At 71.2% G+C, this 23,454-nt stretch carries 15 protein-coding genes; 3 read left to right on the forward strand and 12 right to left on the reverse strand.

Annotation, left to right across the window (positions count from 1 at the left end; translation table 11 throughout):
* Positions 1-332: 332 nt before the first annotated feature.
* The gene (locus ACWDX6_RS11915; RefSeq protein ID WP_451484793.1) at positions 333-3,236 is read right to left on the reverse strand and encodes a vitamin B12-dependent ribonucleotide reductase; all 2,904 of its coding nucleotides are present in this window, start codon (positions 3,234-3,236) and stop codon (positions 333-335) included.
* A 158-nt stretch (positions 3,237-3,394) separates the two neighbouring features.
* Positions 3,395-3,907: a transcriptional regulator NrdR gene (nrdR, locus tag ACWDX6_RS11920; protein ID WP_403294945.1), complete on the reverse strand. Its 513-nt coding sequence runs from the start codon at positions 3,905-3,907 to the stop codon at positions 3,395-3,397.
* A 479-nt stretch (positions 3,908-4,386) separates the two neighbouring features.
* Here nrdR and lexA point away from each other — a divergent pair, with 479 nt between their 5' ends.
* Positions 4,387-5,178, forward strand: a complete 792-nt coding sequence (gene lexA, locus ACWDX6_RS11925; protein WP_451484794.1) for a transcriptional repressor LexA — start codon at positions 4,387-4,389, stop codon at positions 5,176-5,178.
* Positions 5,179-5,288: 110 nt separating this feature from the next.
* Here the strand turns inward: lexA and ACWDX6_RS11930 are convergent, their stop codons facing one another.
* From ACWDX6_RS11930 to ACWDX6_RS11950, 5 genes are all read right to left on the reverse strand, one after another.
* On the reverse strand, positions 5,289-7,262 hold the full coding sequence (locus ACWDX6_RS11930; RefSeq protein WP_451484795.1) for an ATP-dependent DNA helicase: 1,974 nt from the start codon (positions 7,260-7,262) through the stop codon (positions 5,289-5,291).
* Positions 7,263-7,299: 37 nt separating this feature from the next.
* Complete coding sequence (locus ACWDX6_RS11935; protein WP_451484796.1) at positions 7,300-9,096, reverse strand: IucA/IucC family protein; 1,797 nt, start codon at positions 9,094-9,096, stop codon at positions 7,300-7,302.
* A 61-nt stretch (positions 9,097-9,157) separates the two neighbouring features.
* On the reverse strand, positions 9,158-9,898 hold the full coding sequence (locus tag ACWDX6_RS11940; RefSeq protein WP_451484797.1) for a GNAT family N-acetyltransferase: 741 nt from the start codon (positions 9,896-9,898) through the stop codon (positions 9,158-9,160).
* Positions 9,899-9,940: 42 nt separating this feature from the next.
* The gene (locus ACWDX6_RS11945; RefSeq protein WP_451484798.1) at positions 9,941-11,806 is read right to left on the reverse strand and encodes an IucA/IucC family protein; all 1,866 of its coding nucleotides are present in this window, start codon (positions 11,804-11,806) and stop codon (positions 9,941-9,943) included.
* Positions 11,807-11,848: 42 nt separating this feature from the next.
* Complete coding sequence (locus tag ACWDX6_RS11950) at positions 11,849-13,300, reverse strand: diaminobutyrate--2-oxoglutarate transaminase family protein (protein ID WP_451484799.1); 1,452 nt, start codon at positions 13,298-13,300, stop codon at positions 11,849-11,851.
* A gap of 336 nt (positions 13,301-13,636) precedes the next feature.
* On the opposite strand from ACWDX6_RS11950, the gene ACWDX6_RS11955 reads away from it, so the two are divergent.
* A complete protein-coding gene (locus ACWDX6_RS11955) occupies positions 13,637-14,812 on the forward strand; it encodes a trypsin-like serine peptidase (RefSeq protein ID WP_451484800.1) in 1,176 nt (391 codons plus the stop codon).
* A 142-nt stretch (positions 14,813-14,954) separates the two neighbouring features.
* A complete protein-coding gene (locus ACWDX6_RS11960; protein ID WP_451484801.1) occupies positions 14,955-16,124 on the forward strand; it encodes a trypsin-like serine peptidase in 1,170 nt (389 codons plus the stop codon).
* 129 nt (positions 16,125-16,253) lie between these two features.
* On the opposite strand, the gene hflX is transcribed toward ACWDX6_RS11960, so the two are convergent.
* The 5 genes from hflX to ACWDX6_RS11985 all read right to left on the reverse strand — a co-directional run bounded on the left by hflX (position 16,254) and on the right by ACWDX6_RS11985 (position 23,365).
* The gene (hflX, locus tag ACWDX6_RS11965; protein WP_451484802.1) at positions 16,254-17,747 is read right to left on the reverse strand and encodes a GTPase HflX; all 1,494 of its coding nucleotides are present in this window, start codon (positions 17,745-17,747) and stop codon (positions 16,254-16,256) included.
* Positions 17,748-17,866: 119 nt separating this feature from the next.
* On the reverse strand, positions 17,867-19,357 hold the full coding sequence (locus tag ACWDX6_RS11970) for a M1 family metallopeptidase (protein ID WP_451484803.1): 1,491 nt from the start codon (positions 19,355-19,357) through the stop codon (positions 17,867-17,869).
* A gap of 165 nt (positions 19,358-19,522) precedes the next feature.
* Positions 19,523-21,652: a RelA/SpoT family protein gene (locus ACWDX6_RS11975; RefSeq protein ID WP_451484804.1), complete on the reverse strand. Its 2,130-nt coding sequence runs from the start codon at positions 21,650-21,652 to the stop codon at positions 19,523-19,525.
* 274 nt (positions 21,653-21,926) lie between these two features.
* Positions 21,927-22,811, reverse strand: coding sequence for a diaminopimelate epimerase (dapF, locus tag ACWDX6_RS11980; RefSeq protein ID WP_451484805.1), 885 nt, complete (start codon positions 22,809-22,811; stop codon positions 21,927-21,929).
* Positions 22,812-22,900: 89 nt separating this feature from the next.
* A complete protein-coding gene (locus ACWDX6_RS11985; RefSeq protein WP_451484843.1) occupies positions 22,901-23,365 on the reverse strand; it encodes a hypothetical protein in 465 nt (154 codons plus the stop codon).
* Positions 23,366-23,454 lie beyond the last annotated feature (89 nt).

Consider the following 23,454-nt stretch of genomic DNA (forward strand, 5'->3'; position numbering starts at 1 on the left):
TCCATCATCCTTTGCTGGTTGTCGATTGCTTTTGCATCGCAACCCAGGACGTGATGTCATGCAGGTCCTTACACGCGCAGGACACCATGTTCCTGAGTGCAACGAACGCCCGGTCTCTCATGAGGCTGGGCGTTCGTCATTCCGGGAGCTAGTGCCACCGGAACGATTTTGTCGCGCTTGTTCAGCGCGATGTGTGCTCTCCGACCGCTGCTGCGAGGTGGCAGATACGCCAGGGAGGGGCGCCGACCAAGGGCCGACGCCCCTCCCTTTCAGAGATCACGCTCCGGGTTCAGCTGCGTCGGGTGTTGCATCCGACGCGATTCCGCCCGGAATCAGCTGCAACCGCTGGTCGAGCCGCAGCCCTCGCAGATGTAGCAGGAGCCCGCTCGCTGCATCTTCGTGCCGCAGGAGAAGCACAGCGGCGCGTCGGCGCTGATGCCCAGCTGCATCTCGACGAGCTCCGCCGAGGTGTGCGCCTGCTTCGGCGCGGGGACCTCGGTCTTCGGGGCCGGGGCGACGGCCTTCAGGGGCTCCGTCTGGGCCTCCGTCTGGCGGGGGGCGGACTGGGCCAGGCCCTCGACGTCCACCTCGTCGTCGGCGGGCTCGTAGGAACCCGTCTCCAGGTGGCGCTGACGCTCCTCGGCCGAGTGGATGCCGAGCGCGGAGCGCGTCTCGAAGGGCAGGAAGTCCAGCGCCAGGCGGCGGAAGATGTAGTCGACGATCGACTGCGCCATCCGCACGTCCGGGTCGTCCGTCATACCGGCCGGCTCGAAACGCATGTTGGTGAACTTGGAGACGTACGTCTCCAGGGGCACGCCGTACTGCAGACCGACGGAGACGGCGATGGAGAAGGCGTCCATCATGCCCGCGAGCGTCGAACCCTGCTTGGACATCTTCAGGAAGACCTCGCCCAGACCGTCGTCCGGGTAGGAGTTCGCGGTCATGTAACCCTCGGCGCCACCGACCGTGAAGGAGGTGGTGATCCCGGGGCGGCCCTTGGGGAGGCGCTTGCGGACCGGGCGGTACTCGACGACCTTCTCGACCGCCGCGCGGATCGTCTCCTCGGCCTTCTCGGTGACCTCGGCCTTCTCCTGCTCCTTCTTCTTCGCGGAGAGGGGCTGGCCGACCTTGCAGTTGTCGCGGTAGATGGCGAGCGCCTTGACGCCCATCTTCCACGCCTCGAAGTAGACCTCCTCGACGTCCTCGACGGTGGCCGTCTCGGGGAGGTTCACCGTCTTGGAGAGGGCGCCGGAGATCCACGGCTGGATGGCGGCCATCATGCGGACGTGACCCATCGCGGAGATGGAACGCTCGCCCATGGCGCAGTCGAAGACCTCGTAGTGCTCGGTCTTCAGACCGGGCGCGTCGATCACGTTGCCGTGCTCGGCGATGTGGGCGACGATCGCCTCGATCTGCTCCTCCTGGTAGCCCAGGCGGCGCAGGGCCTGCGGGACCGTGCCGTTGACGATCTGCATCGAGCCGCCGCCGACCAGCTTCTTGAACTTGACCAGGGCGAGGTCAGGCTCGAGGCCGGTGGTGTCGCAGGACATCGCGAGACCGATGGTGCCGGTCGGGGCGATGACCGAGGCCTGGGCGTTGCGGAAGCCGTTCTTGGCGCCGAGACGGATCACGTCCTGCCAGGCCTCCGTGGCGGCGGCCCAGATCGGCGAGTCGAGGTCGTCCACGCGGACGGCCGTCGTGTTGGCGTCCGCGTGCTGCTTCATGACGCGCTGGTGCGGCTCGGCGTTGCGGGCGTAGCCGTCGTACGGTCCGACGACCGCGGCGAGCTCGGCGGAGCGCTTGTACGACGTACCGGTCATCAGCGAGGTGATGGCGCCGGCCAGCGCGCGGCCGCCGTCGGAGTCGTACGCGTGGCCGGTGGCCATCAGCAGGGCGCCGAGGTTGGCGTAGCCGATGCCCAGCTGGCGGAAGGCGCGGGTGTTCTCGCCGATCTTCTGCGTCGGGAAGTCGGCGAAGCAGATGGAGATGTCCATCGCGGTGATGACCAGCTCGACGACCTTGGCGAAGCGCTCGGACTCGAACGACTGGTTGCCCTTGCCGTCGTCCTTGAGGAACTTCATGAGGTTCAGCGAGGCGAGGTTGCAGGACGTGTTGTCCAGGTGCATGTACTCGCTGCAGGGGTTCGAGCCGTTGATACGGCCGGACTCCGGGCAGGTGTGCCAGCGGTTGATCGTGTCGTCGTACTGGATGCCCGGGTCGGCGCAGGCCCAGGCGGCCTCGGCCATCTTGCGGAACAGCGACTTGGCCTCGACCTCCTCGATGACCTCGCCGGTCATCCGGGCGCGCAGGCCGAACTTGCCGCCGGACTCGACGGCCTTCATGAACTCGTCGTTCACGCGGACGGAGTTGTTGGCGTTCTGGTACTGGACGGACGTGATGTCGTCGCCGCCCAGGTCCATGTCGAAGCCCGCGTCACGCAGGGCGCGGATCTTCTCCTCCTCCTTGACCTTGGTCTCGATGAAGTCCTCGATGTCGGGGTGGTCGACGTCGAGGATGACCATCTTGGCCGCGCGGCGGGTGGCGCCACCCGACTTGATCGTTCCCGCGGAGGCGTCGGCGCCCCGCATGAAGGAGACCGGTCCTGAGGCGTTGCCGCCGGAGGAGAGCAGCTCCTTGGAGGAGCGGATACGGGAGAGGTTCAGGCCGGCGCCGGAGCCGCCCTTGAAGATCATGCCCTCTTCCTTGTACCAGTCGAGGATCGACTCCATGGAGTCGTCGACGGACAGGATGAAGCAGGCGGAGACCTGCTGGGGCTGCGGCGTGCCGACGTTGAACCAGACCGGCGAGTTGAAGCTGAAGACCTGGTGCAGGAGGGCGTAGGCCAGCTCGTGCTCGAAGATCTCGGCGTCGGCGGGCGAGGCGAAGTAGCCGTACTCCTCGCCGGCCTTCCGGTAGGTCTTCACGATCCGGTCGATGAGCTGCTTGAGACCGGTCTCGCGCTGCGGGGTGCCGACGGCCCCGCGGAAGTACTTGCTGGTGACGATGTTGACCGCGTTCACCGACCAGAAGTCGGGGAACTCGACGCCACGCTGCTCGAAGTTGACCGAGCCGTCGCGCCAGTTGGTCATGACGACGTCACGACGCTCCCAGACCACCTCGTCGTACGGATGCACTCCGGGGGTGGTGTGGATGCGCTCGATACGCAGGCCCTTGCTCGCCTTGGCTCCCTTTGCGCGGGAACCTCGTGCTGCCGGACCGCTCGCCGTCTCTGTCATGCCGCCTCCCATATACGGGCAAAACACCCTGAAGTGCCCAGATAGTCCCAGGGCACCGTCTTCTTGTCTGCTGCCACGAGCACCGCACAGGCGCGCGTGGCACGTCTTTTCGGCCGCTCGGCGACCGGTCTCGCCGGACCACTGGTCCGGCCCGCCGGTCAGTCGGCGGCGGTGGCGGGAACGGGGACCCCGGGGGTCGCTCCGGTCCCGCGTTCCACTGCGGGAGGCCGCTGCCCGCGAAGTTCCGCGATGGCGGCCTCGAAGTCGTCGAGGCTGTCGAAAGCCTTGTAAACGGATGCGAAGCGCAGGTACGCGACGAGGTCGAGCTCCTGCAACGGGCCGAGGATGGCCAGGCCCACGTCGTGGGTGGTCAGCTCGGCGCTCCCGGTGGCGCGCACCGCCTCCTCGACCCGCTGGCCGAGCTTGGCGAGGGCGTCCTCGGTCACGGGCCGTCCCTGGCATGCCTTGCGGACGCCGGAGATGACCTTGGTACGACTGAAGGGTTCCGTCACGCCCGACCGCTTGATCACCATCAGCGAGGCGGTCTCCACCGTCGTGAAACGACGGGAGCAGTCGGGGCACTGGCGACGGCGGCGGATCGACGTGCCGTCGTCGGTGGTGCGACTGTCGACGACGCGGCTGTCGGGGTGCCTGCAGAAGGGGCAATGCATGGTTCCGACCCTCCCTCACAGCACGACTGAATAGCCCCGCCGGGCCCGTCAAGGCCCCTCGAAGCGACCACCAGCATAGGCGATGCGTACGGTCCCGACCGACCGGGGACCACAACTTCTAGGTGGCTGATGCCATGCAACCACTAGATCTGGTGGCGAAGCGCGTTTTCGGCGCGTTGCGCGTGTCGCGCGACGCGGCCGCCCGCGGTCGACGACGAGAGTACGGGAAGAGCGCGCCGCCGCCGCTTCGGGGTCCCCCGGTGCCACACTGAAGAGGCAACCCCCGCCGCCCTGCGGTACGGCGGGGAGGTTACCGTGATGACCGTCTTCCTCTTGCGGTCCGGGCCTGCCTATACACCCCCCTGCACGAACACGTAAGGCAATCTGCGAATTTTCACTCGAACGTGTGTTTGGCGCAACCTTTCGAAAGCCACTACCGTTGTGCCAGCCAGGGAGACCATTCGAGAGGGGCCGACGACGTGACCACCACCGCAGACAGTGCCACCATCACAGCCCAGGACCGCTCCCAGGGCCGATTCGAGCCGGTGCATGCCATGAATGACACAGTCATGAACGGGGACGGGGAGCCCGGCCGGCCCGCGCGCTCGTTGCCCGGACGCCCCCCAGGGATCAGGGCCGACAGCTCTGGCCTCACGGACCGGCAGCGGAGGGTCATCGAGGTCATCCGGGACTCGGTCCAGCGCCGCGGCTACCCCCCGTCGATGCGCGAGATCGGCCAGGCCGTGGGGCTCTCCAGCACGTCCTCGGTGGCGCACCAGCTGATGGCCCTGGAGCGCAAGGGCTTTCTCCGTCGCGACCCGCACCGCCCGCGGGCGTACGAGGTCCGAGGCTCCGACCAGCCCAGCACGCAGGCGACGGACACCACCGGCAAGCCGGCCGCCTCGTACGTCCCCCTGGTCGGACGGATCGCCGCCGGCGGCCCGATCCTCGCCGAGGAGTCGGTCGAGGACGTCTTCCCGCTGCCCCGGCAGCTGGTCGGCGACGGCGAGCTGTTCGTCCTGAAGGTCGTCGGCGACTCGATGATCGAAGCCGCGATCTGTGACGGCGACTGGGTCACGGTGCGCCGCCAGCCGGTCGCGGAGAACGGCGACATCGTCGCCGCCATGCTCGACGGCGAAGCCACCGTCAAGCGCTTCAAGCGCGAGGACGGCCATGTCTGGCTGCTGCCGCACAACGCGGCGTACCAGCCCATCCCCGGCGACGAGGCCACCATCCTCGGCAAGGTCGTCGCGGTACTCCGGCGGGTGTGACACCCCCTCGCCGGCTCTGACCGGGCCCCGGGACCCACTGCGCCGGTCCCGGGGCCCTGCTGTGTCTCCCGGCCCCTCGGAGGGGCTCCCTCTCTCCTCGGCGGGCGCCCTCAGGCTCCCGCCGCCGTGGACGCCGCGTCGATCGCCGCGAGCGACTTACGCACCTGGTTACGGTCCGTGGTGTACCAGAAGTCGGGCATCGACGCCTTCAGATAGCTGCCGTAGCGCGCCGTGGCCAGCCGCGGATCGAGTACGGCGACAACGCCGCGGTCGCCCGTGGCACGGACCAGCCGGCCGGCGCCCTGGGCCATCAGAAGGGCCGCGTGCGTCGCCGCGACCGCCATGAAGCCGTTGCCGCCGGCTTCCTCGACCGCCTTCTGCCGCGCGCTCATCAGCGGGTCGTCCGGACGCGGGAAGGGGATCTTGTCCATCACCACGAGCTGACAGCTGGCACCCGGCACATCCACCCCCTGCCACAAGGAGAGCGTGCCGAAGAGACAGGTCTTCGGATCGGCCGAGAAGTTCTTGATCAGCTCACCGAGGGTGTCCTCCCCCTGGAGCAGGATCGGGAACTCGGGGATGCGGGTGCGGAGCTCCTCCGCCGCCAGCTGAGCCGCCCGCATCGAGGAGAACAGACCGAGGGTGCGGCCGCCCGCCGCCTGCATCAGCTCCGTCAGCTCGTCCAGCATGTCCCCGCGGTCGCCGTCACGCGCGGGCCGGGAGAGGTGCTTGGCGACATAGAGGATCCCCTGCTTGGGGTAGTCGAAGGGCGAGCCGACGTCGATGCCCTTCCACACCGGGATGTCGTCACCCTCGGTGCCCTCCGGGGCCAGCCCCAGCGAGGCTCCCACTCCGTTGAAATCACCGCCGAGCTTGAGGGTGGCCGAGGTGAGCACCACGGACCGGTCGGCGAAGAGCTTCTCCCGCAGCAGCCCGGAGACGGAGAGCGGGGCGACCCGCACCGAGGCGCCGAAACGATCGTGGCGTTCGTACCAGACGACGTCGTACTCGGACCCCTGGGTGATCCGCTCGGCCACGCCGTGGACGGACTCGACCGAGGCCATGGCCTGCCTGCGTACGGCGTCCTCGTCCTGGACCGACTTGTCCCGGGTGGAACCCAGGGCCGTGATCACGGCGCGAGCCGCGTCGCGCAGCGCCATCAGCGCATAGGACAGGTCCTCCGGGATCTCCTCCAGGCGGCCCGGCAGGGCCAGCTCCATGACCCGTTCGAAACCTTCGGCCGCGGTCTGCAGCTGATCGGCGGTCTTCTCGTCGACCAGCTTCGCGCTCCGGCGCACGGCGCGGTTGACCTGGCCGGGGGTGAGCTCGCCGGTGGCGACGCCGGTGACGCGGGAGACCAGCTCATGGGCCTCGTCCACGATCAGCACCTCGTGCTGGGGGAGGACGGGGGCGCCCTCGATCGCGTCGATGGCCAGCAGGGCGTGGTTGGTGACGACCACATCGGCGAGCTTGGCCCGCTCACGGGCCGCCTCGGCGAAGCACTCGGCGCCGTACGCGCACTTGCTCGCTCCCAGGCACTCGCGGGAGGAGACCGACACCTGGGACCACGCGCGGTCGGAGACACCGGGCGTCAGGTCGTCCCGGTCTCCCGTCTCCGTCTCGTCGGACCAGTCCCGCAACCGCAGCAGATCCTGACCGAGCTTGCTCGTCGGCGCGGCGGCCTCGAAGGGGTCGAAGAGCCCGTCCTCCTCGTCCTGCGGAACCCCCTCGTGGAGGCGGTGCAGACAGAGGTAGTTCGACCGCCCCTTGAGCATGGCGAACTCCGGGCGCCTGCGGAGCTGCGGATGCAGGGCGTCGACCGTACGCGGAAGATCGCGTTCGACCAGCTGGCGCTGGAGCGCCAGCGTGGCGGTGGCGACCACCACGCGCTCCCCGTGCGCCAGGGCCGGAACCAGATAGCCGAGGGACTTTCCGGTGCCGGTGCCGGCCTGGACGAGGAGGTGGGCACTGTCGTCGATGGCCTCGGCAACGGCCTCGGCCATGGCGACCTGGCCAGGCCGTTCCACACCGCCGACGGAGGAGACCGCGGCGTGGAGGAGATCGGGGAGGGATGGCTTCGTCATAGCGCTTCCACCCTACGGCGCGGGACTGACAGCCGGATCACGCGAGGGGATTCGGGACGGTTCCGTGGACGGCCGCGTGCGGCCGCGCGGGGCGGTCGCGGTAGCCGTCCAGGTGCAGACGGTTGCGGTTGAGACAGAGACGCTCGATCCGGGGGGTGAGGAGATCGAAGAGCTCGAACCGTTCCTTCAGCTCCGGGAAGCGCGTCTGGTGGCGGATGATCTCGGCGCGGACCAGGGCCCAGAAATCGTTCTCCGGTAACCCGAGTTGTTCCTCGCAGAGCGGTGCCAGGTAGCGGAAGACGCCCACGAAGAGCCCTGAATGGATGAACTGCGTGAGGAAGGCCGGTTCCTCCGTGAGCAGCACGGCACGGACGTCGTCCGGCATGGCGTCGTGCTCGGGGAGCGGCCGGGCGCTGATGTTGACGTCGTCGACGAAGTCCTTGATCGCCAGCCGCACGGGGACGTCCCGGTCGTCGTAGACGACGATGGCGTTCTCGCCGTGCGGGGAGAACACGGTGCCGTACCGGTAGAGGAAGCGCAGCAGCGGGGGCAGCAGGGCCCTGAAGAGGTGCTGGAGCCAGACGGCGGGGGCGAGGCCGGACCGTTCGACGAGCTCGGCGACGAAGGCGCGGCCCTTCGGATCGGTGTGCAGGAGTGCGGCGAGGGTGCGGGCGCGCTCTCCCGGCGGCAGACGCAGCGGTTCGCGCCAGATCGCGCCGAGGAGTTCCTTGTACTGGTACGGGACCTCGGGCAGCCGGTCGTAGAGAGGGTGCTGGACGGTGACGGAGGCGACCTCACCGAGGAGGATCACGCCGCACTCGTCGCGCAGGAAGGGATCGGCGTCGCGCAGACCGTGGACCCAGGAGGTGACGGCCGGGGCGGCGAGGGTGCGCTCGGTGGGCAGTCCGCGCCAGACCAGGGTGTTGAGGACGGAGAGCGGGAGTTTGACGCTGTGCCGGTCGGGCCGGCTGGTGTTGAGGAAGGTGCGGACGGACTGCTGCGGCAGGCGCAGGTCGCCGTCGGTCCGGTGGAGCGGGACGATGGCTCCGGCGGCGACGGCGGGGGCGTAGAGCGGGAGCAGGATCTCGTCCCACTGCCAGGGGTGGACGGGCATCAGGAGGTACGTCGCGGGGTCGAGGCCGCGGCCGCGCAGCTCCGCGTCGAAGGCTTCGCGTACCTCGGTGTCGAGCTCGCGCGCGTAGAGGCGGTCGGCGGTTTCGAGCCCGGGGACTCCGCGATAGGCGGCGAGGTCGGTGCTGACGGCGATCCAGGGGAGGTGGACGGCGCGGCGGGCCTCGGGGGCCCAGCGGGCGGTGTCGGAGGCGGAGAAGCCGATGCGGCCCTTGTTGAGGACGAGCCAGGGGTGGCCGGTCTGATGGCCTTCGAGTTCGGCGTATCCGAGGTCGGCGAGCCGGTCGGCGGTGAGTGCCGTGTGGTGGAGCCGGGCGTCGGCGGCGAGGGTGGTGGTGAGCTCCCGGATGAGATGGCCGAGGGTGGCGCCGTCGATGCCGAGGAGCCGGCGGGCCCGGACCAGGAAGTCGAGGGGATCGGTCAGCGGCCTGCCGTCGAGGGTGATCGAGTCGGGTGCGACGCGCCAGCTGCCGTACGCGCCCCGGCGGGCGGAGAAGGTGAGCGCCGTCCCGTCGTCGAGGCGCAGGGCATGCCGACCGGGACCGCCCGGGCCGTCGGTGGGGACCGGCGCGATGATCTCCTCGTAGGCGAACTCGCCGAGGGTCTTGGCGAGGAGGTGCGAGCACGCCCGGGTCCAGGCACCGGGGGTGAGCTCGGCGGGTGAGAGCAGTACGGAGTCGTGGGTGACTGGGGACGACGGCACGGGGACTCCTCTGGGTGGGAACCGCTGTGGGTGGAGCGGGGTATGTACGGCGAAGGGACGTTCACAGGACGTGGCGGAGGACGCGGTCGCGGACCATGAGGGCGGCTCGTTTGTCGGGGAGGTCGACTTCCGCGGAGAAGCGGAATCCGGCGCTCAGGAAGGCTGAGACGGAGGGGGTGTTGCGCAGGTCGGGTTCGGCGACGACGCGGGTGCATCGGGGACGGTGGTCGAGGACGAGGTCGGCGACGGCTCGCAGGAGGGCCGTGCCGACGCCGCGGCCGCGGTCGGCGACGCTGCCGATGAGGAGATGGACGCCGGTGTCGTGGGGGCGTGCCGGGTAGTGCCGGGCGAGGGGGTCGAGGTCGGCGCGGTAGAGCTCGAAGTAGCTCATGGGGGCGGCGTCGAGGACTCCGAGGCAGGGCACGCTGCGGCCGTCGCCCTCGAGTTGGGCGCGGAGGTGGGCCGCGGTCACCGTCTCCGGTCCGGACAGCTCCCAGAACGCGGCGACGGCCGGGTCGTTCATCCACCGGCTGATGAGCGTGAGGTCCCGTTCGATCCGTACGGGGACGAGCTGGAACGTGCCGGCCGGGGTGGTGGCCGGGCCCCAGCCGGCGACGGAGTCGAGCAGGTCGCCGTCGGTCGTCGCCGTGGGCTCGTCGGCCGAGAACAGGGCGACGAGTTCGTCGGGGAGGCGCAGGTCCACCGTGTCCTCGCCGGCCGTGTCGGCCGAGGGGCCGCCGAAGGCGTCGGTGTCCGTGCCGGCGTCGGTGTCGGTGTCGGTGCTCGCGTCGGTGGGAGGCACGGCGGCGCTCTCCTCTCGGCAGTGCGGTCGGATCGTGGTCTCTCAGGGACGGAGGGGGTTGGTGATGGTGACGTAGACGGACTGGGTGTCGACGGGTCCGACGAGTTCGTCCAGGCCGTGCAGACGGGTGAGGAGGTTGGCCTTGCAGCGCAGGGTCGCGGCCTCCAGAAGGCGGTGCGGCAGGGGGGAGCCGAGGCTGACGGCCGAGGTGAGGAACTGGCGGAAGCCGGCGAGCAGGACCCGTTCGTCGGCGAGGCGCTGGGAGCCGAAGGCGCCGATGAGGCCCAGGACGTTGTTGATGCCGAGGTAGTACGCGAAACGCTCGTCGGTGACCTGGTCGGAGACGAAGGTGTCGCTGACCGTGCCGATGCCGGGCAGTCGCCTGTCGAGTTCATCGCGGTGGGACTCGCGGAAGTAGTAGCCCTGGTTGTCGCGGTAGCGGCCGCCCACGGGCCAGCCGTCCGGGTCGAGGAGTACCAGCGTGTTCTGCTGGTGGGCCTCCAGGGCGACTCCTGCGGCGCCGTCGAGCCAGAGCACGGGGCGGACGACGTGGTCGAGGTAGCGCAGGAACCACTCGGCGGCGACCGCCGTGGTGGGGCGGCCGGTGCGGGTGGCGAGACGGGTGACGATCTCGGTGAGGCGGGAGCGCATCCGGGTGGTGCCGGGCCAGGGCCGTGGGGCGGTGAGAGCGGCGATGCAGACGGCGTCGTCTCCGGCGGCGAACGGGTTGTGGCGGACCATGACGTCCAGTCCGGGTACGGGGTCGCCGTCGGGGGTGTCGACCGCGAGCCAGGCGGGGTCGCGGACGATGTCGAATCCGGGGTGCGCGGCCTGCCACTGGTCGACGAGGCCGGTGCGCAGGAGGCGGTGGACCTCCACGCCGCGGTGGAGCTCCTTGCGGAGGTTCTCGCGGCGGGAGTTGGTGATGCGGACGCCGAGGGAGAGCTTGAGCATGGCCCGGGCACCGGGGCGGTGCACGGTGCGTACGGAGGAGGTGGGGTGCCAGGCGGTGCCGTGGGGACCGAGGTCGTGGAGGAGACCCGCGTCGAGAAGGGGGGCGACGGCGGGGCGGTGGAGCAGTTCGCGGGCCTGCCAGGGGTGGAGGGGCAGCGGCACGGTGCCGGCGGGCAGGGTGAGGCCCTCGGCCAGCCCGGTGGCGAGCTGTTCGGCGGAGATGGGGCGGCCCTGCTCGGTCCAGGCGGAGTCGGAGGCGAGGACGGTGCGGTCGACGGCCATCCAGTGCAGGGGGAAGGAGCCGTGCAACTCCGGGGAGTAGAGGCGGGCTTCGGCCTCGGAGAGTCCCTCGCGGCTCTTCGGGGTCGGATGGAGGGGGTGGCCGAGGAGCAGGGACTGTTCGGCGGTGAGGAAGAGGTCGGCGTCGGGGCGGGGGTTGGGGCGGCGGCGCCGGTCGGTGATGAAGTCGGCGGTGCGGCGGGCGGAGTCGGCGACGCGGCCGACGAGTTCGGTGCCCTCCGGACGCCCGGTCTCGCGGCTGAGGAGGGCGGCGACGGTGACGGCGTCGGCCACCGGTGCCGAGGTGGGGAGGCCTTCCAGGGCGGGAGCGCCGAAGCGGTGCCAACCGGTGGCTGACCAGTACAGGACGGGTACGAGCAGGGCGGCGCCGCTGGCTTCCAGGGGGATGCGGAGGGTGCCGGAGCCGGGGGCGGGGAGGTTCTTCTCCCGTACCCAGCAGCGCAGCAGGTTCTCGATGGTCGCGACGTCGGCGGCGCGCTGCGGATCCGGGTCGTCGAGGTGGTCGTGGCCGGTCGCGGCGGAGGCGGGAAGGGCCGCGGGCTGGGGGGCGTACGGGCCGGAGGGCTGGCGGGGGACGGTGGCCTGCTCGGCGGTGAGCGGGCCGTGGGCGGCGCTGCCGGTGTCGGACGCTTCGGAGGAGGGGGTGGCGTTCACGGGGGGGCTTCCTTGTGAGGGGTTCCCGGATTCGGTCCGGGGTCAGTGGGACGGTCCGGCGGCGTTCCGGGGGTGCGGGGGGCGGGGACGCGTGGGCCGGCCCGGTCGGTGGGCGCGTTCGGCGGCGGCCAGGGCGTCGGCGAAGCGGTCGAGGACCGCTGCGGCCTGCTCGTCGGTGAGGGTGAGCGGGGGGAGGAGCCGGACGACTCCGGAGTGGCGGCCGCCCAGTTCGACGATGAGGCCGCGGTCGAGGCACTCCTGCTGCACGGCCACCGCGAGGGCCGGGTCGGCGGGCGGGGCGGAGGTACCGGTCTCCTCGGCGTACGGGTCGACCAGCTCGACGCCGATCATGAGCCCTCGCCCGCGTACGTCGCCGACGCAGGGATGGTCGGCGGCGAGGCCCCGCAGGCGCCCGAGCATCCTCTCCCCGAGGGTGGCGGCGCGTTCGGCGAGCCTGTTCTCCCGTACGTACGCGAGGGTGGCGGCTCCGGCGGCCATGGCGAGCTGGTTGCCGCGGAAGGTGCCCGCGTGGGCGCCGGGCTTCCAGGTGTCGAGTTCGCGCCGGTAGACGATGACGGCGAGCGGGAGGGAGCCGCCGATGGCCTTGGAGAGGACCATGACGTCGGGGACGACACCGCTGTGCTCGACGGCCCAGAAGGTGCCGGTACGGCCGACGCCGGTCTGGACCTCGTCGGCGATCAGCGGGATGGAACGCGAGGCGGTGATCTCGCGCATCCGGCGCATCCAGGGGTCGGGGGCGGGGATGACCCCGCCTTCGCCCTGCACCGGTTCGAGGATCATCCCGGCGGGGGTGGGGACGCCGCTCTTGGGGTCGTCGAGCAGGTTCTCCGTCCAGCGGGCGGCCAGTTCGGCGCCCTGGTCCCCGCCGACGCCGAAGGGACAGCGGTAGTGCTGCGGGTAGGGCAGCCTGGTGACCCGTACGTCCGTGGCGCCGCCCGAGGCGTCGAGCGCTCCGGCGGTCATGCCGTGGTAGGCGCCGGTGAAGCTGAGCAGTCCGCTGCGTCCGGTGGCCGTGCGGACGAGTTTGAGGGCGGCCTCGACCGCGTCCGTGCCGGCCGGCCCGCAGAACTGGATGCGCGCGTCGTCGGCGAGTCCGGCCGGCAGCGTGGCGAACAGCTCCGTGGTGAAGGCGTCCTTGACGGGGGTGGCGAGGTCGAGGACATGGAGCGGGGCGCCGGAGTCGAGGACCTTCCTGACGGCCTCCAGGACCACCGGGTGGTTGTGCCCGAGGGCCAGGCTCCCGGCGCCGGAGAGGCAGTCGAGGTACCGGCGTCCGTCCGCGCCCTCGATGGTCAGCCCCCGGGCGCGTACGGGCACGATCGGCAGCGAGCGGGCGTAGGTGCGCGCCGCCGATTCGCGCAGGGACTGGCGGCGCAGGATGCCCTCATGGGCGCTTGTCCCGGTCGCGGTCCGCTCGCTCTCGGGCGCGTGCGGGGCCGGTGGTACGGCTGGAGCTGATTCGGTCAGGGCCACGGTTCGGTGTCCTCCCGCTGTAACGGTTGCGTTGCACATCGGTACGTCGCGCGACCGTGCGAACGCCGGCCCTGAACGCTGCCTCCGTGTCCCCCGTCCGTACCAACGACGAGGGATCGCGGGGATCACGGGCCGATCCCAAGTTCGTCGGGGCGTCCCGGATCACGGCCCGGCAACGGCTGTACGAGGGGCGGAACCGCGGACCTGCCGCACGCCGTCCCCTCCGGCACCGGCATCATGGGGGCCGCGCTTCGGCACCGGTCACCGGCGCCGCCGCCGCACTTCACCGCTGTTCACACATGCACCAGTTGACGTAGTTCCCAGGGGGATCACGAGATGCGATCGATTCGTCCGCTGCTGGCCTCGGCAGCCGCCGTCGCGGCCTTGACGCTGACGGCGACGGCCTGCGGCCCGACCGAGGAGAACGCGGGGGACAAGCCCAGTGCTCCCGCGAGCCCGTCCGCCGGCGACAAGATCACGATTCCGGACGATCTCAAGGACCGGCTCAAGGAGCGCGGGATCGACCTGGACAAGTGGAGGAACGGCGAGTGGAGGAACTGGGACCGCGACACGTGGCTGCGTGAGGCCAAGGACTACGTCAACCCGATCATCGAGGACCTCTGGGACCCGGACCGGATGCGGGACGCCGAGCGCCCCGACAGGCCGGTCGAGGAGGAGGACATCTCGGGCGACGAGGGTGTCACCGACCCGACCCCCGCTCCGGTCAGCGCGAAGTCCGTGACGCCGCCGTACCACTCCAGCGCGCCGGAGGCGGGCAAGGTCTTCTTCGACGGTCCCGAGGGCTCGATGGTCTGCTCGGCCACGGTCGTGAAGGACCCGGCGAACCCGGGGAAGTCCAACATGGTCTGGACGGCTGGCCACTGCGTGCACGCCGGCAAGAAGGGCGGCTGGTACCGCAACATCGCCTTCGTCCCCTCGTACAACGACGGCGGCAAGCCGACCGCCCAGCTGGAGAACGCGACCCGCGAGGAAGTCGCGCCGTACGGCGTGTGGTGGGGCGACTGGGCGCAGACGTCCGAGCAGTGGATTTCGCAGGGCGCGGCGACCGGCGGTCAGGGCGCTCCGTACGACTTCGCGGTGATCCATGTGACGCCGGAGAAGGGCAGCACGGGCAAGTCGCTGGAGGAGACGGTCGGTGCGGCGCTCCCCGTGGAGTTCAACGCGCCCGCCACGTCGAAGATCGCGAGCATGACGGCGACCGGTTACCCGGCGGGAGCGCCGTTCGACGGTCAGAAGATGTTCCAGTGCCAGGACAAGCCGGGCCGTCTGTCGGTGGTGGCCAAGCAGCCGGCGATGTACCGGATCGGCTGCACCATGACCGGTGGTTCGTCCGGTGGCGGCTGGGTGGCCAAGGGCAAGGACGGCAAGCCGGCGCTGGTCTCGAACACGTCCATCGGTCCGGTGACGGCCGGTTGGCTGGCCGGTCCGCGCCTGGGCGCCGAGGCCAAGGGCGTGTACGACGAGGTCAGCAAGAAGTACGCGGGCCGGTAGCCGTCTTCGGTGCGGGAGGCGGGGCCCCGCGGGGTCCCGCCTCCCGCCGACGGGCATACTGTGCACCGCTAGTGACGCGTCCATGGCAACCAGTCCATGGCAGAGCCGGGGCGCGGGAAACATCCCAGGGGGATCTCAACTCATGCGTTCGACAAGACTCCTGCCGGCGTTCGCCGGCCTGGCCGTGGCGCTCTCGGTGACCGCCACCGCCTGCGGCCCGACCGAGACGACGCCGGCGGCCGACAAGCCCGCCGCCGCGGCGACCGCCGCCGACCCCACCACCGGTGGCGGCGGCGCCGCGCTGCCCGAGGACCTGGCCGACAGGCTCCAGAAGCACGGCGTCGACCTGGACAAGTGGAAGAACGGCGACTGGAAGAACTGGGACAAGGACACCTGGCTCCGTGAGGCCGAGGACTTCGTCAACCCGGTGATCGAGGGGCTGTGGGACCCCGAGCGCATGCAGTCGGCGAAGAGCCCCGACCCGGCGATCACCACGGCGGCGGGCGCGGGCGGCAGCGACCCCGTGCCGCGGCCCGTCCGGGCCCAGCGCGAGAAGACTCCGTACCACCGCAACGCGGCGCCCGTCGGGAAGATCTTCTTCGACTCGCCGCAGGGTCCCATGGTGTGCTCCGGCACGGTCGTGAAGGACCCGCGCCGGCCCGGGAAGTCCAACCTGGTGTGGACCGCCGGCCACTGTGTGCACGCCGGCCAGCGGGGCGGCTGGTTCCGCAACATCACCTTCGTGCCCGCCTACAACGACCTCGGCAAGTCGGCGTCCTCCCTGGGCAACGCGCAGCCGCACCAGGTGGCTCCCTACGGCCAGTACTGGGCCGACTGGGCGGTCACCTCGGGCGAGTGGATCCAGCGCGGCGGCACCAACCCCGCCTGGCCCTACGACTACGCCGTGCTGCACGTGCAGCCGGAGCGGGGCAAGAAGTCCCTGGAGGAGACCGTGGGCGTCGCCCTGCCGATCGACTTCTCCGCGCCGACCGCCGCCCAGGCCGGCACGATGGGCGCCTGGGGCTACCCGGCCGCCCCGCCGTACAACGGTCTGATCATGCACAAGTGCCTCGACCGGCCGACCCGGATGACGACGGCTCCGGCGACGCCGACGATGTACCGCATCGGCTGCACCATGACCGGCGGTTCCTCCGGCGGTGGCTGGATCCGCACGATGCCGAACGGCAAGGTGGCGCTGGTGTCGAACACCTCGATCGGCCCGGTCGGCGGCAACGGCTGGCTGGCCGGCCCGCAGCTGGGCCGTGGTGCCAAGGACGCGCACGAGATGGTCAGCAAGAAGTTCGCCCGCTGACGTCGCGTCACCGACGGCCGGCCTCCTCGGTCGGCGCCCATGCGCAAGGCCCCGCCCCCCGATCAGGGGGCGGGGCCTTCTGTACGTGGGGCCCTTCGCGCCGTGCGGAGCGGCGCGCGGCGAGACCGGTCAGTGCGCGGCGGGAACGTACGGCATCAGGAACGCCGCCAGCTCCTCGTGCACCCGTGCCTTGATCAGCGTGCCCTCCGGCGTGTGCTCCTCGGAGAGCAGCTCGCCCTCGGCGTGCACCCGCGAGACAAGACCGCCCTCGGTGTACGGCACGAGCGCCTCGATCTCGACCTGCGGCCTCGGCAGTTCGGCGTCGATCAGCGCGAGCAGCTCCTCGATGCCCTCGCCCGTACGCGCCGAGACCGCGATCGCGTGTCGTTCGGCCCGCATCAGCCGCTGCAGCACGAGCGGGTCGGCCGCGTCCGCCTTGTTGACGACCACGACCTCCGGCACGTTCACCGCGCCGACGTCACGGAACACCTCGCGGACGGCGGCCAGCTGCTCCTCCGGGGCGGGGTGCGAGCCGTCCACCACGTGGAGGATCAGGTCGGAGTCGCCGACCTCCTCCATGGTGGAGCGGAACGCCTCGACCAGGTGGTGCGGCAGATGCCGTACGAACCCGACGGTGTCGGCCAGGGTGTACACCCGGCCGCTGGGCGTCTCGGCCCGGCGGACGGTCGGGTCGAGGGTGGCGAACAGCGCGTTCTCCACCAGCACACCCGCGCCGGTCAGCCGGTTCAGCAGGGACGACTTGCCGGCGTTGGTGTACCCGGCGATGGCGACCGACGGAACCTTGTGACGGCGCCGCTCCTGCCGCTTGATGTCACGGCCGGTCTTCATCTCCGCGATCTCCCGGCGCATCTTCGCCATCTTCTCGCGGATCCGGCGCCGGTCCGTCTCGATCTTGGTCTCACCGGGACCGCGGGTGGCCATGCCGCCACCGCCGCCGCCACCCATCTGACGGGAGAGCGACTGACCCCAGCCTCGCAGTCGCGGCAGCATGTACTGCATCTGCGCGAGGGCGACCTGCGCCTTGCCCTCTCGGGACTTGGCGTGCTGGGCGAAGATGTCGAGGATCAGGGCGGTCCGGTCGACCACCTTCACCTTGACGACGTCTTCGAGGGCGATGAGCTGACCGGGGCTGAGTTCACCGTCGCAGACGACGGTGTCGGCGCCGGTCTCGAGCACGATGTCCCGCAGCTCACGGGCCTTGCCCGAGCCGATGAACGTGGCCGGGTCGGGCTTGTCACGGCGCTGGATGACGCCGTCGAGCACCAGGGCGCCCGCCGTCTCGGCGAGGGCCGCCAGCTCCGCGAGGGAGTTCTCCGCGTCCTGCACCGTGCCCGAGGTCCATACGCCGACCAGCACGACGCGCTCCAGGCGCAGCTGCCGGTACTCGACCTCGGTGACGTCCTCGAGCTCGGTGGAGAGGCCCGCCACGCGCCGCAGGGCCGCGCGCTCGGAGCGGTCGAACTGATCGCCGTCCCGCTCTCCGTCGATCTCGTGGCTCCAGGCGACGTCCTCTTCCATCAGGGCATCGGCCCGAAGGCTCTCGGTGCGGCTCGTCTCGGCGAAGCTCTGCTCGTCCTGGGAAGGGGATGAAGAGGAGGTCATTTGATCCTTTACGTCGATGGAAAGTCGTTGCGTCGATCACAACACGCGACGGCACGGAAAGATTCCCGGTCCGGCCGCGTCGCCGACCTGATGATGGTGACACGGCCGGACGGCGCGCGTCACCCCGGTTTCGGGGCGCTCGCGGGCTGCGGTGCCCGGCTGCGCCAGTCCGGGTGCCCGGGCATGGCCGGTGTCTTCTCCGCGTAGAGCCAGCCGGTGAAGAAGGCGCTGAGATCGCGCTCCGCGACCTGGGAGGCCAGCGCGATGAAGTCGGCGGTGGTGGAGCTGGCGTCGCGGTGCTCGCTCACCCAGCGGCGTTGCAGGCTCTGGAAGGCGTCCTGGCCGATCTCCTGCCTGAGCGCGTACAGGACCAGGGCGCTCCCGTCGTAGACGACGGGCCGGAAGAGGCTGATCTTGTGGCCGGGCGAGGGCGGCTCGGGGGCGGCCGGAGGCCCTCCGGCCGCCCGCCACCCGTCGGAGGCCGCGTAGGCGGCCTTCATGCGCCGCTCGAGGGGCTGTTTCCCGACCTCCTCGGCGTACAGCGCCTCGTACCAGCTCGCGTGCCCCTCGTTGAGCCACAGGTCGGACCAGGTGCGCGGCGAGACGCTGTTGCCGAACCACTGGTGGGCGAGCTCGTGGACCATGATCGAGTCGACGTACCACTCCGGATAGCCGGGTTCGGTGAGGAGTCTTCTCTCGAAGAGGGAGAGGGTCTGGGTCTCCAGCTGGAAGCCGGTCACGGCGTCGGCGACGAGCACCCCGTAGGTCTCGAAGGGGTAGCGGCCGACCTGGCGCTCCATCCACTCCATGTGTCCGGGTGTCCGCTTCAGCCAGGGCTCCAGGAGCTCCCGGTCGGCGGTGGGCACCACGTCCCGTACGGGCAGGCCGTGCGGTCCTGTCCGGTGGACGACGGTGGAGCGGCCGATGGAGACCTGGGCGAGCTCGGTCGCCATGGGGTGGGCCGTGCGGTAGGTCCAGGTGGTGGTGGCGCCGTTCTCGTCGCGGCCCGCCGGCAGGCCGTTGGCGACGGCCGTCAGGGTGCTGGGCGCGGTGATGCGGAAGGTGAAGTACGCCTTGTCGGCGGGGTGGTCGTTGGACGGGAAGACCCGGTGGGCGGCGTCGGCCTGGTTGGCCATGGCGAGGCCGTCGCCGGTGCGGACCCAGCCGCCGGTGCCCGCGGGGCCGCGGGGGTCGCTGGTGTGGGTGACCGTGATCTCCAGCGCGTCGCCGTCCACCACCGCCTGTGCCGGGGTGATCACGAGGTCCTCGCCGCTGGTGACGAACTCGGCGTCCTCGCCGTCGACGGTGACGGCCGAGACCTCGCCGTGCGTGAAGTCGAGGTTGATCCGCTCCAGGTCGGCGGTGGCGAGCGCCGCGATCCGGGTGACGGCGGCGAGGGGCTCGGAGTTCCGGCCGGGGTAGGTGAGGCCGATGTCGTACGACCGGACGTCGTAGCCGGGGTTGCCGAGGTGGGGGAAGAGCTTGTCCCCGATGCCGAGCGGCGGGGGCGGGGGCAGGGCGGCGGCGACGAGACCGGACGAGGCGGCGACCAGGACGGCCGAACGGAGCCACCGCGCGCGTGGGGAGCTTTTTCGGGAGGTGAGCGGCATGGGCTACGGCTACCAGTGCGCGGGGCCCCGCCCCCGGCGGCGCGCTCGTCCGCCACCCGAAGGAGTCAGCGCGTGGCCGACGGCGGCCGACCGGTTGGGCGGCCGTGCCGGTGCGGGCGCGGCCGGCTCGTCCTGGTGATCTGACCTGGTCGGTGCGGCGTCGGGTCAGAGGTCGGGTGAGGCGGGGTGCTGCGCGCGACTCACGTCGTACACGCCGGGCACGTCCCGCATGGCCCGCATCAGGGCGGGGAGACCGGTGGCGTCGGGGAGTTGGAGGGTGTACGTGTGGCGGACACGCTGTTCGCAGGGCGGCTCGACGGTCGCCGAGACGACGGCGACGCCGGCGGCGGCGATGGCCTCGGTGAGGTCGGCGAGGAGCCGGGGCCGGCCGAAGGACTCGGCGACGAGCGTGACGCGGCACTCCGCGGTGTCGCCCCAGTGGACGGTGACGGGTTCGCGGCCCAGTCGCCTCATCGCGTCGGCGGCGGCGCAGCCGGTCCGGTGGGCGGTGACGGACCCGCCGCGTACCAGGAAGCCGGTGATCTCGTCGGGTGGCACGGGCGTGCAGCATCCGGCGGGCCGTACGGCACCGGCCGTGGTCCCCGGCAGATCGGCCAGGAGTCTGGCGCCGGAGCGGCGGTCGGCCGTGACGGAGGCGGGCGGGCGGGGATCGGCCGCCGGAGCCTTGGCGGCCTCCGGGTGCGCCTGGAGCCAGCCGGTGATCGCGATGCGCGCGGCGGGGGTACGGGCGTGGTCCAGCCATTCGGGAGAGGGCCCGGAGACCGTGTCCTGGGCCAGCAGCGGCTGGACGGTGTCTCCGTCGGCGAGCACGGTGCTCAGCGTCGCCAGGCGCCCGTTGACGCGCGCGCCCACGCAGGAGTGGGCTGCTTCGCCGTACTGCGCGTACGCCGCGTCGACGCAGGTGGCCCCGGCGGGCAGGCTGATCGTGCCGGGGGCGCCGCCGTCGGCCCGGAAGACGGTGATCTCCTGGTCCTCGGCGAGGTCGGCGCGCAGCGAGGTCCAGAAGGTGTCGGGGTCGGGCGTGGACTGCTGCCAGTCGAGGAGCCGGGAGAGCCAGCCCGGGCGGGTGGGGTCGGCGCGCTCACCGTCCTCGGCCGGTTCGGCGCCGTCCTGCGGTACGTACGGGTTGCCCAGGGCGACGACGCCGGCCTCGGCGACCTTGTGCATCCGGTGGGTGCGGATGAGGACTTCGGCGACGGCGCCGTCGGGAGCGGCGACGGCGGTGTGCAGCGACTGGTACAGGTTGAACTTCGGAGCGGCGATGAAGTCCTTGAACTCGGAGATCACCGGGGTGAAACAGGTGTGGAGTTCGCCGAGGACGGCATAGCAGTCGGCGTCTTCGCCCACCAGCACCAGGAGTCGTCCGAAGTCGCTGCCGCGCAGGTCGCCGCGCTTGAGCCGGACGCGGTGGACGGAGACGAAGTGCCGTGGTCGGACGAGGACTTCGGCGGTGATGCCGGCCTCGCGCAGGACCGTCGAGACGGTGTCGGCGATGGCGGTGAGCGCGTCACCGGCGCCGGCGTTCTCGGCGATGAGGGCACGGGTGTTCTCGTACTCCTCGGGGTGGAGGATCGCGAAGACCAGGTCCTCCAGCTCGGTCTTGAGGGCCTGGACGCCGAGCCGTTCGGCGAGCGGAATGAGGACGTCGCGGGTGACCTTGGCGATCCTGACCTGTTTCTCGGGCCGCATGACGCCGAGGGTGCGCATGTTGTGGAGCCGGTCGGCGAGTTTGATCGACATGACGCGGACGTCGTCGCCGGTGGCGACCAGCATCTTGCGGAAGGTCTCCGGTTCGGCGGCGGCGCCGTAGTCGACCTTCTCCAGTTTGGTCACGCCGTCGACGAGGTAGGCGACCTCGTCGCCGAACTGCTCGCGCACCTGATCCAGGGTCACCTCCGTGTCCTCGACGGTGTCGTGGAGGAGGGAGGCGGTCAACGTGGTGGTCTCGGCGCCGAGTTCGGCGAGGATGAGGGTGACCGCGAGCGGATGCGTGATGTAGGGCTCGCCGCTCTTGCGGAACTGGCCTCGGTGCGAGGACTCGGCGAGGACGTACGCCCGGCGGAGCACGGCCAGGTCGGCGTCGGGGTGGTGGGCTCGGTGCGCGTCGGCGACGTGGCCGATGGCGTCGGGCAGGCGGCCTCGTGCGGTCGGACCGAGCAGAGCGGCGCGCCCCAGCCTGCGGAGGTCGATCCTCGGGCGGGCGCGTCTGCGGCTGGGAGCGTCGGGGGCGTTGGCCTCTGCCGCGCTCACAGGGTTGGTGGCCTCTGCACTCATGGGGCACCTCCGGCGACGTCGACCGGCGGAGGGCGGGCAAGGCGTGCCTGCCTGGCCGGTGCTTGATGCTACCGAGCCCACCACGCGGCGCAGTCACGCTCTCGCCCAGCGTGAAACGGATCACCCATTCGAGCGACAGATCAGTCGTTGACTGTTTCGATTCCCGGGCTTTTTCGATTCCCGGACTGCCCCGATTCGGGACTGGCCCGATTCGGGACTGCCTCGATTCCGGCCAGTCCGGGGCCGGCCGGAATCGGGTCGTCGCTCGGCGGTCTCAGGCCGTGCCGGCGGTCGCCAGCCAGGAGGGGTCGATCGTGCCCTCGGCGACGATGACGGCGGGCCCGGTCATCTCGATCTCGCCGTCGGGGTGCTCGGTGATGATCAGCGTGCCGCCGAGGACGTCGACGGTGTACGTGGCGGGTGTGCCGCTCTCGGCCGGGTCGACGCCGTCCCGGCGCGCGGCGGCCACGGCGACGGCGCAGGCGCCCGTGCCGCAGGAGCGGGTCTCGGAGGATCCGCGCTCGTGCACGCGCATGGCCACATGGCGGGGGCCGCGGTCGGCGACGAACTCGATGTTCACGCCTTCCGGATAGACCTCGGCCGGGGCGTACGGCGGCTCGCTGTACAGGTCGCCCGCGTGGTCGAGGCTCTCGACGAAGGCGACGGCGTGCGGATTGCCCATGTTCACGTTGCGGGCGGGCCAGCTGCGGCCCTCGACGGTGACGGTGACCCCGTCCTCGGGGAGCACGGCGCGGCCCATGGAGACGGTGACGGAGCCGTCCTTGTCGAGGTGGACCTTCTTGACCCCGTCGCGGGTGGCGATGGCGACCTCACCGGCCGTGACATGCCCGGCCTGCTCCAGATAGCGGGCGAAGACCCGCAGGCCGTTGCCGCACATCTCGGCGACCGAACCGTCGGCGTTGCGGTAGTCCATGAACCATTCGGCTTCGCCGGCCATCGCCCGGGCATCGGGGTGGGCCGCGCTGCGGACGACGTGCAGCAGCCCGTCGCCGCCGATCCCGGCGCGCCGGTCGCAGAGCCGGGCGACGAGGCCGGCGGGCAGCTCGACGGCGTTGTCGGCGTCGGGGACGATCACGAAGTCGTTCTCGGTCCCGTGGCCCTTGAGGAAGGGGAGCGGCGATGTCTGCGTGCTGGTCACGGGATCAACTGTACGGGCCGGGTACGACAGGCGCCTCGACGGTCCACGGAGCGGGCGGGGCGCGTCGGTGCGGCGGGTGCCCTGTCGGGTCAGCGGAGGCGGGCGACGCGCCAGACCGCCAGAGCGACCAGCAGCGCGCTGACGCAGACGTACAGAGCCATCACGCGCCAGTCCGGGCGTTCGCCGGAGCCCCGGGACGGCAGGCCGGGCCAGGTGTAGCCGACCTTGCGGGCGGCCATCATGCCCCAGCCCGCGGCGCAGGAGCTGATGAGCAGCCCCAGCATGGCGACGACGGCGCCGCCCTCCCCCGAACCGAAGGCCAGCGGAAAGGCGAACATCAGGGAGCCGACGGCGGCGAGGCCCACGATGGGCGCGAGCTGCCAGATCCGCAGACGGCGCTGCGGCCGCAGCTCGACCTCGACCTCGTCGGCGTCCACCTCGACGGAGGTGCCCTGGGCGTCGTCGGGACCGTCCGGGGTCAAACCGGGCGCCTCACCCGGGGTTTCACCCCGGGCCGCGCCGTGCTGCTCTGTGTCGCGAGGGCCGGCCTCCATCGCCACGCGCCCTCCCAACTCGGACTCCACTTGGTCGATCGATGCTCGATGATGGCACGCTCCCGACCGTTGGAATGACGGGCGTGGCG

The sequence above is a fragment of the Streptomyces sp. NPDC003027 genome, from assembly GCF_053591435.1.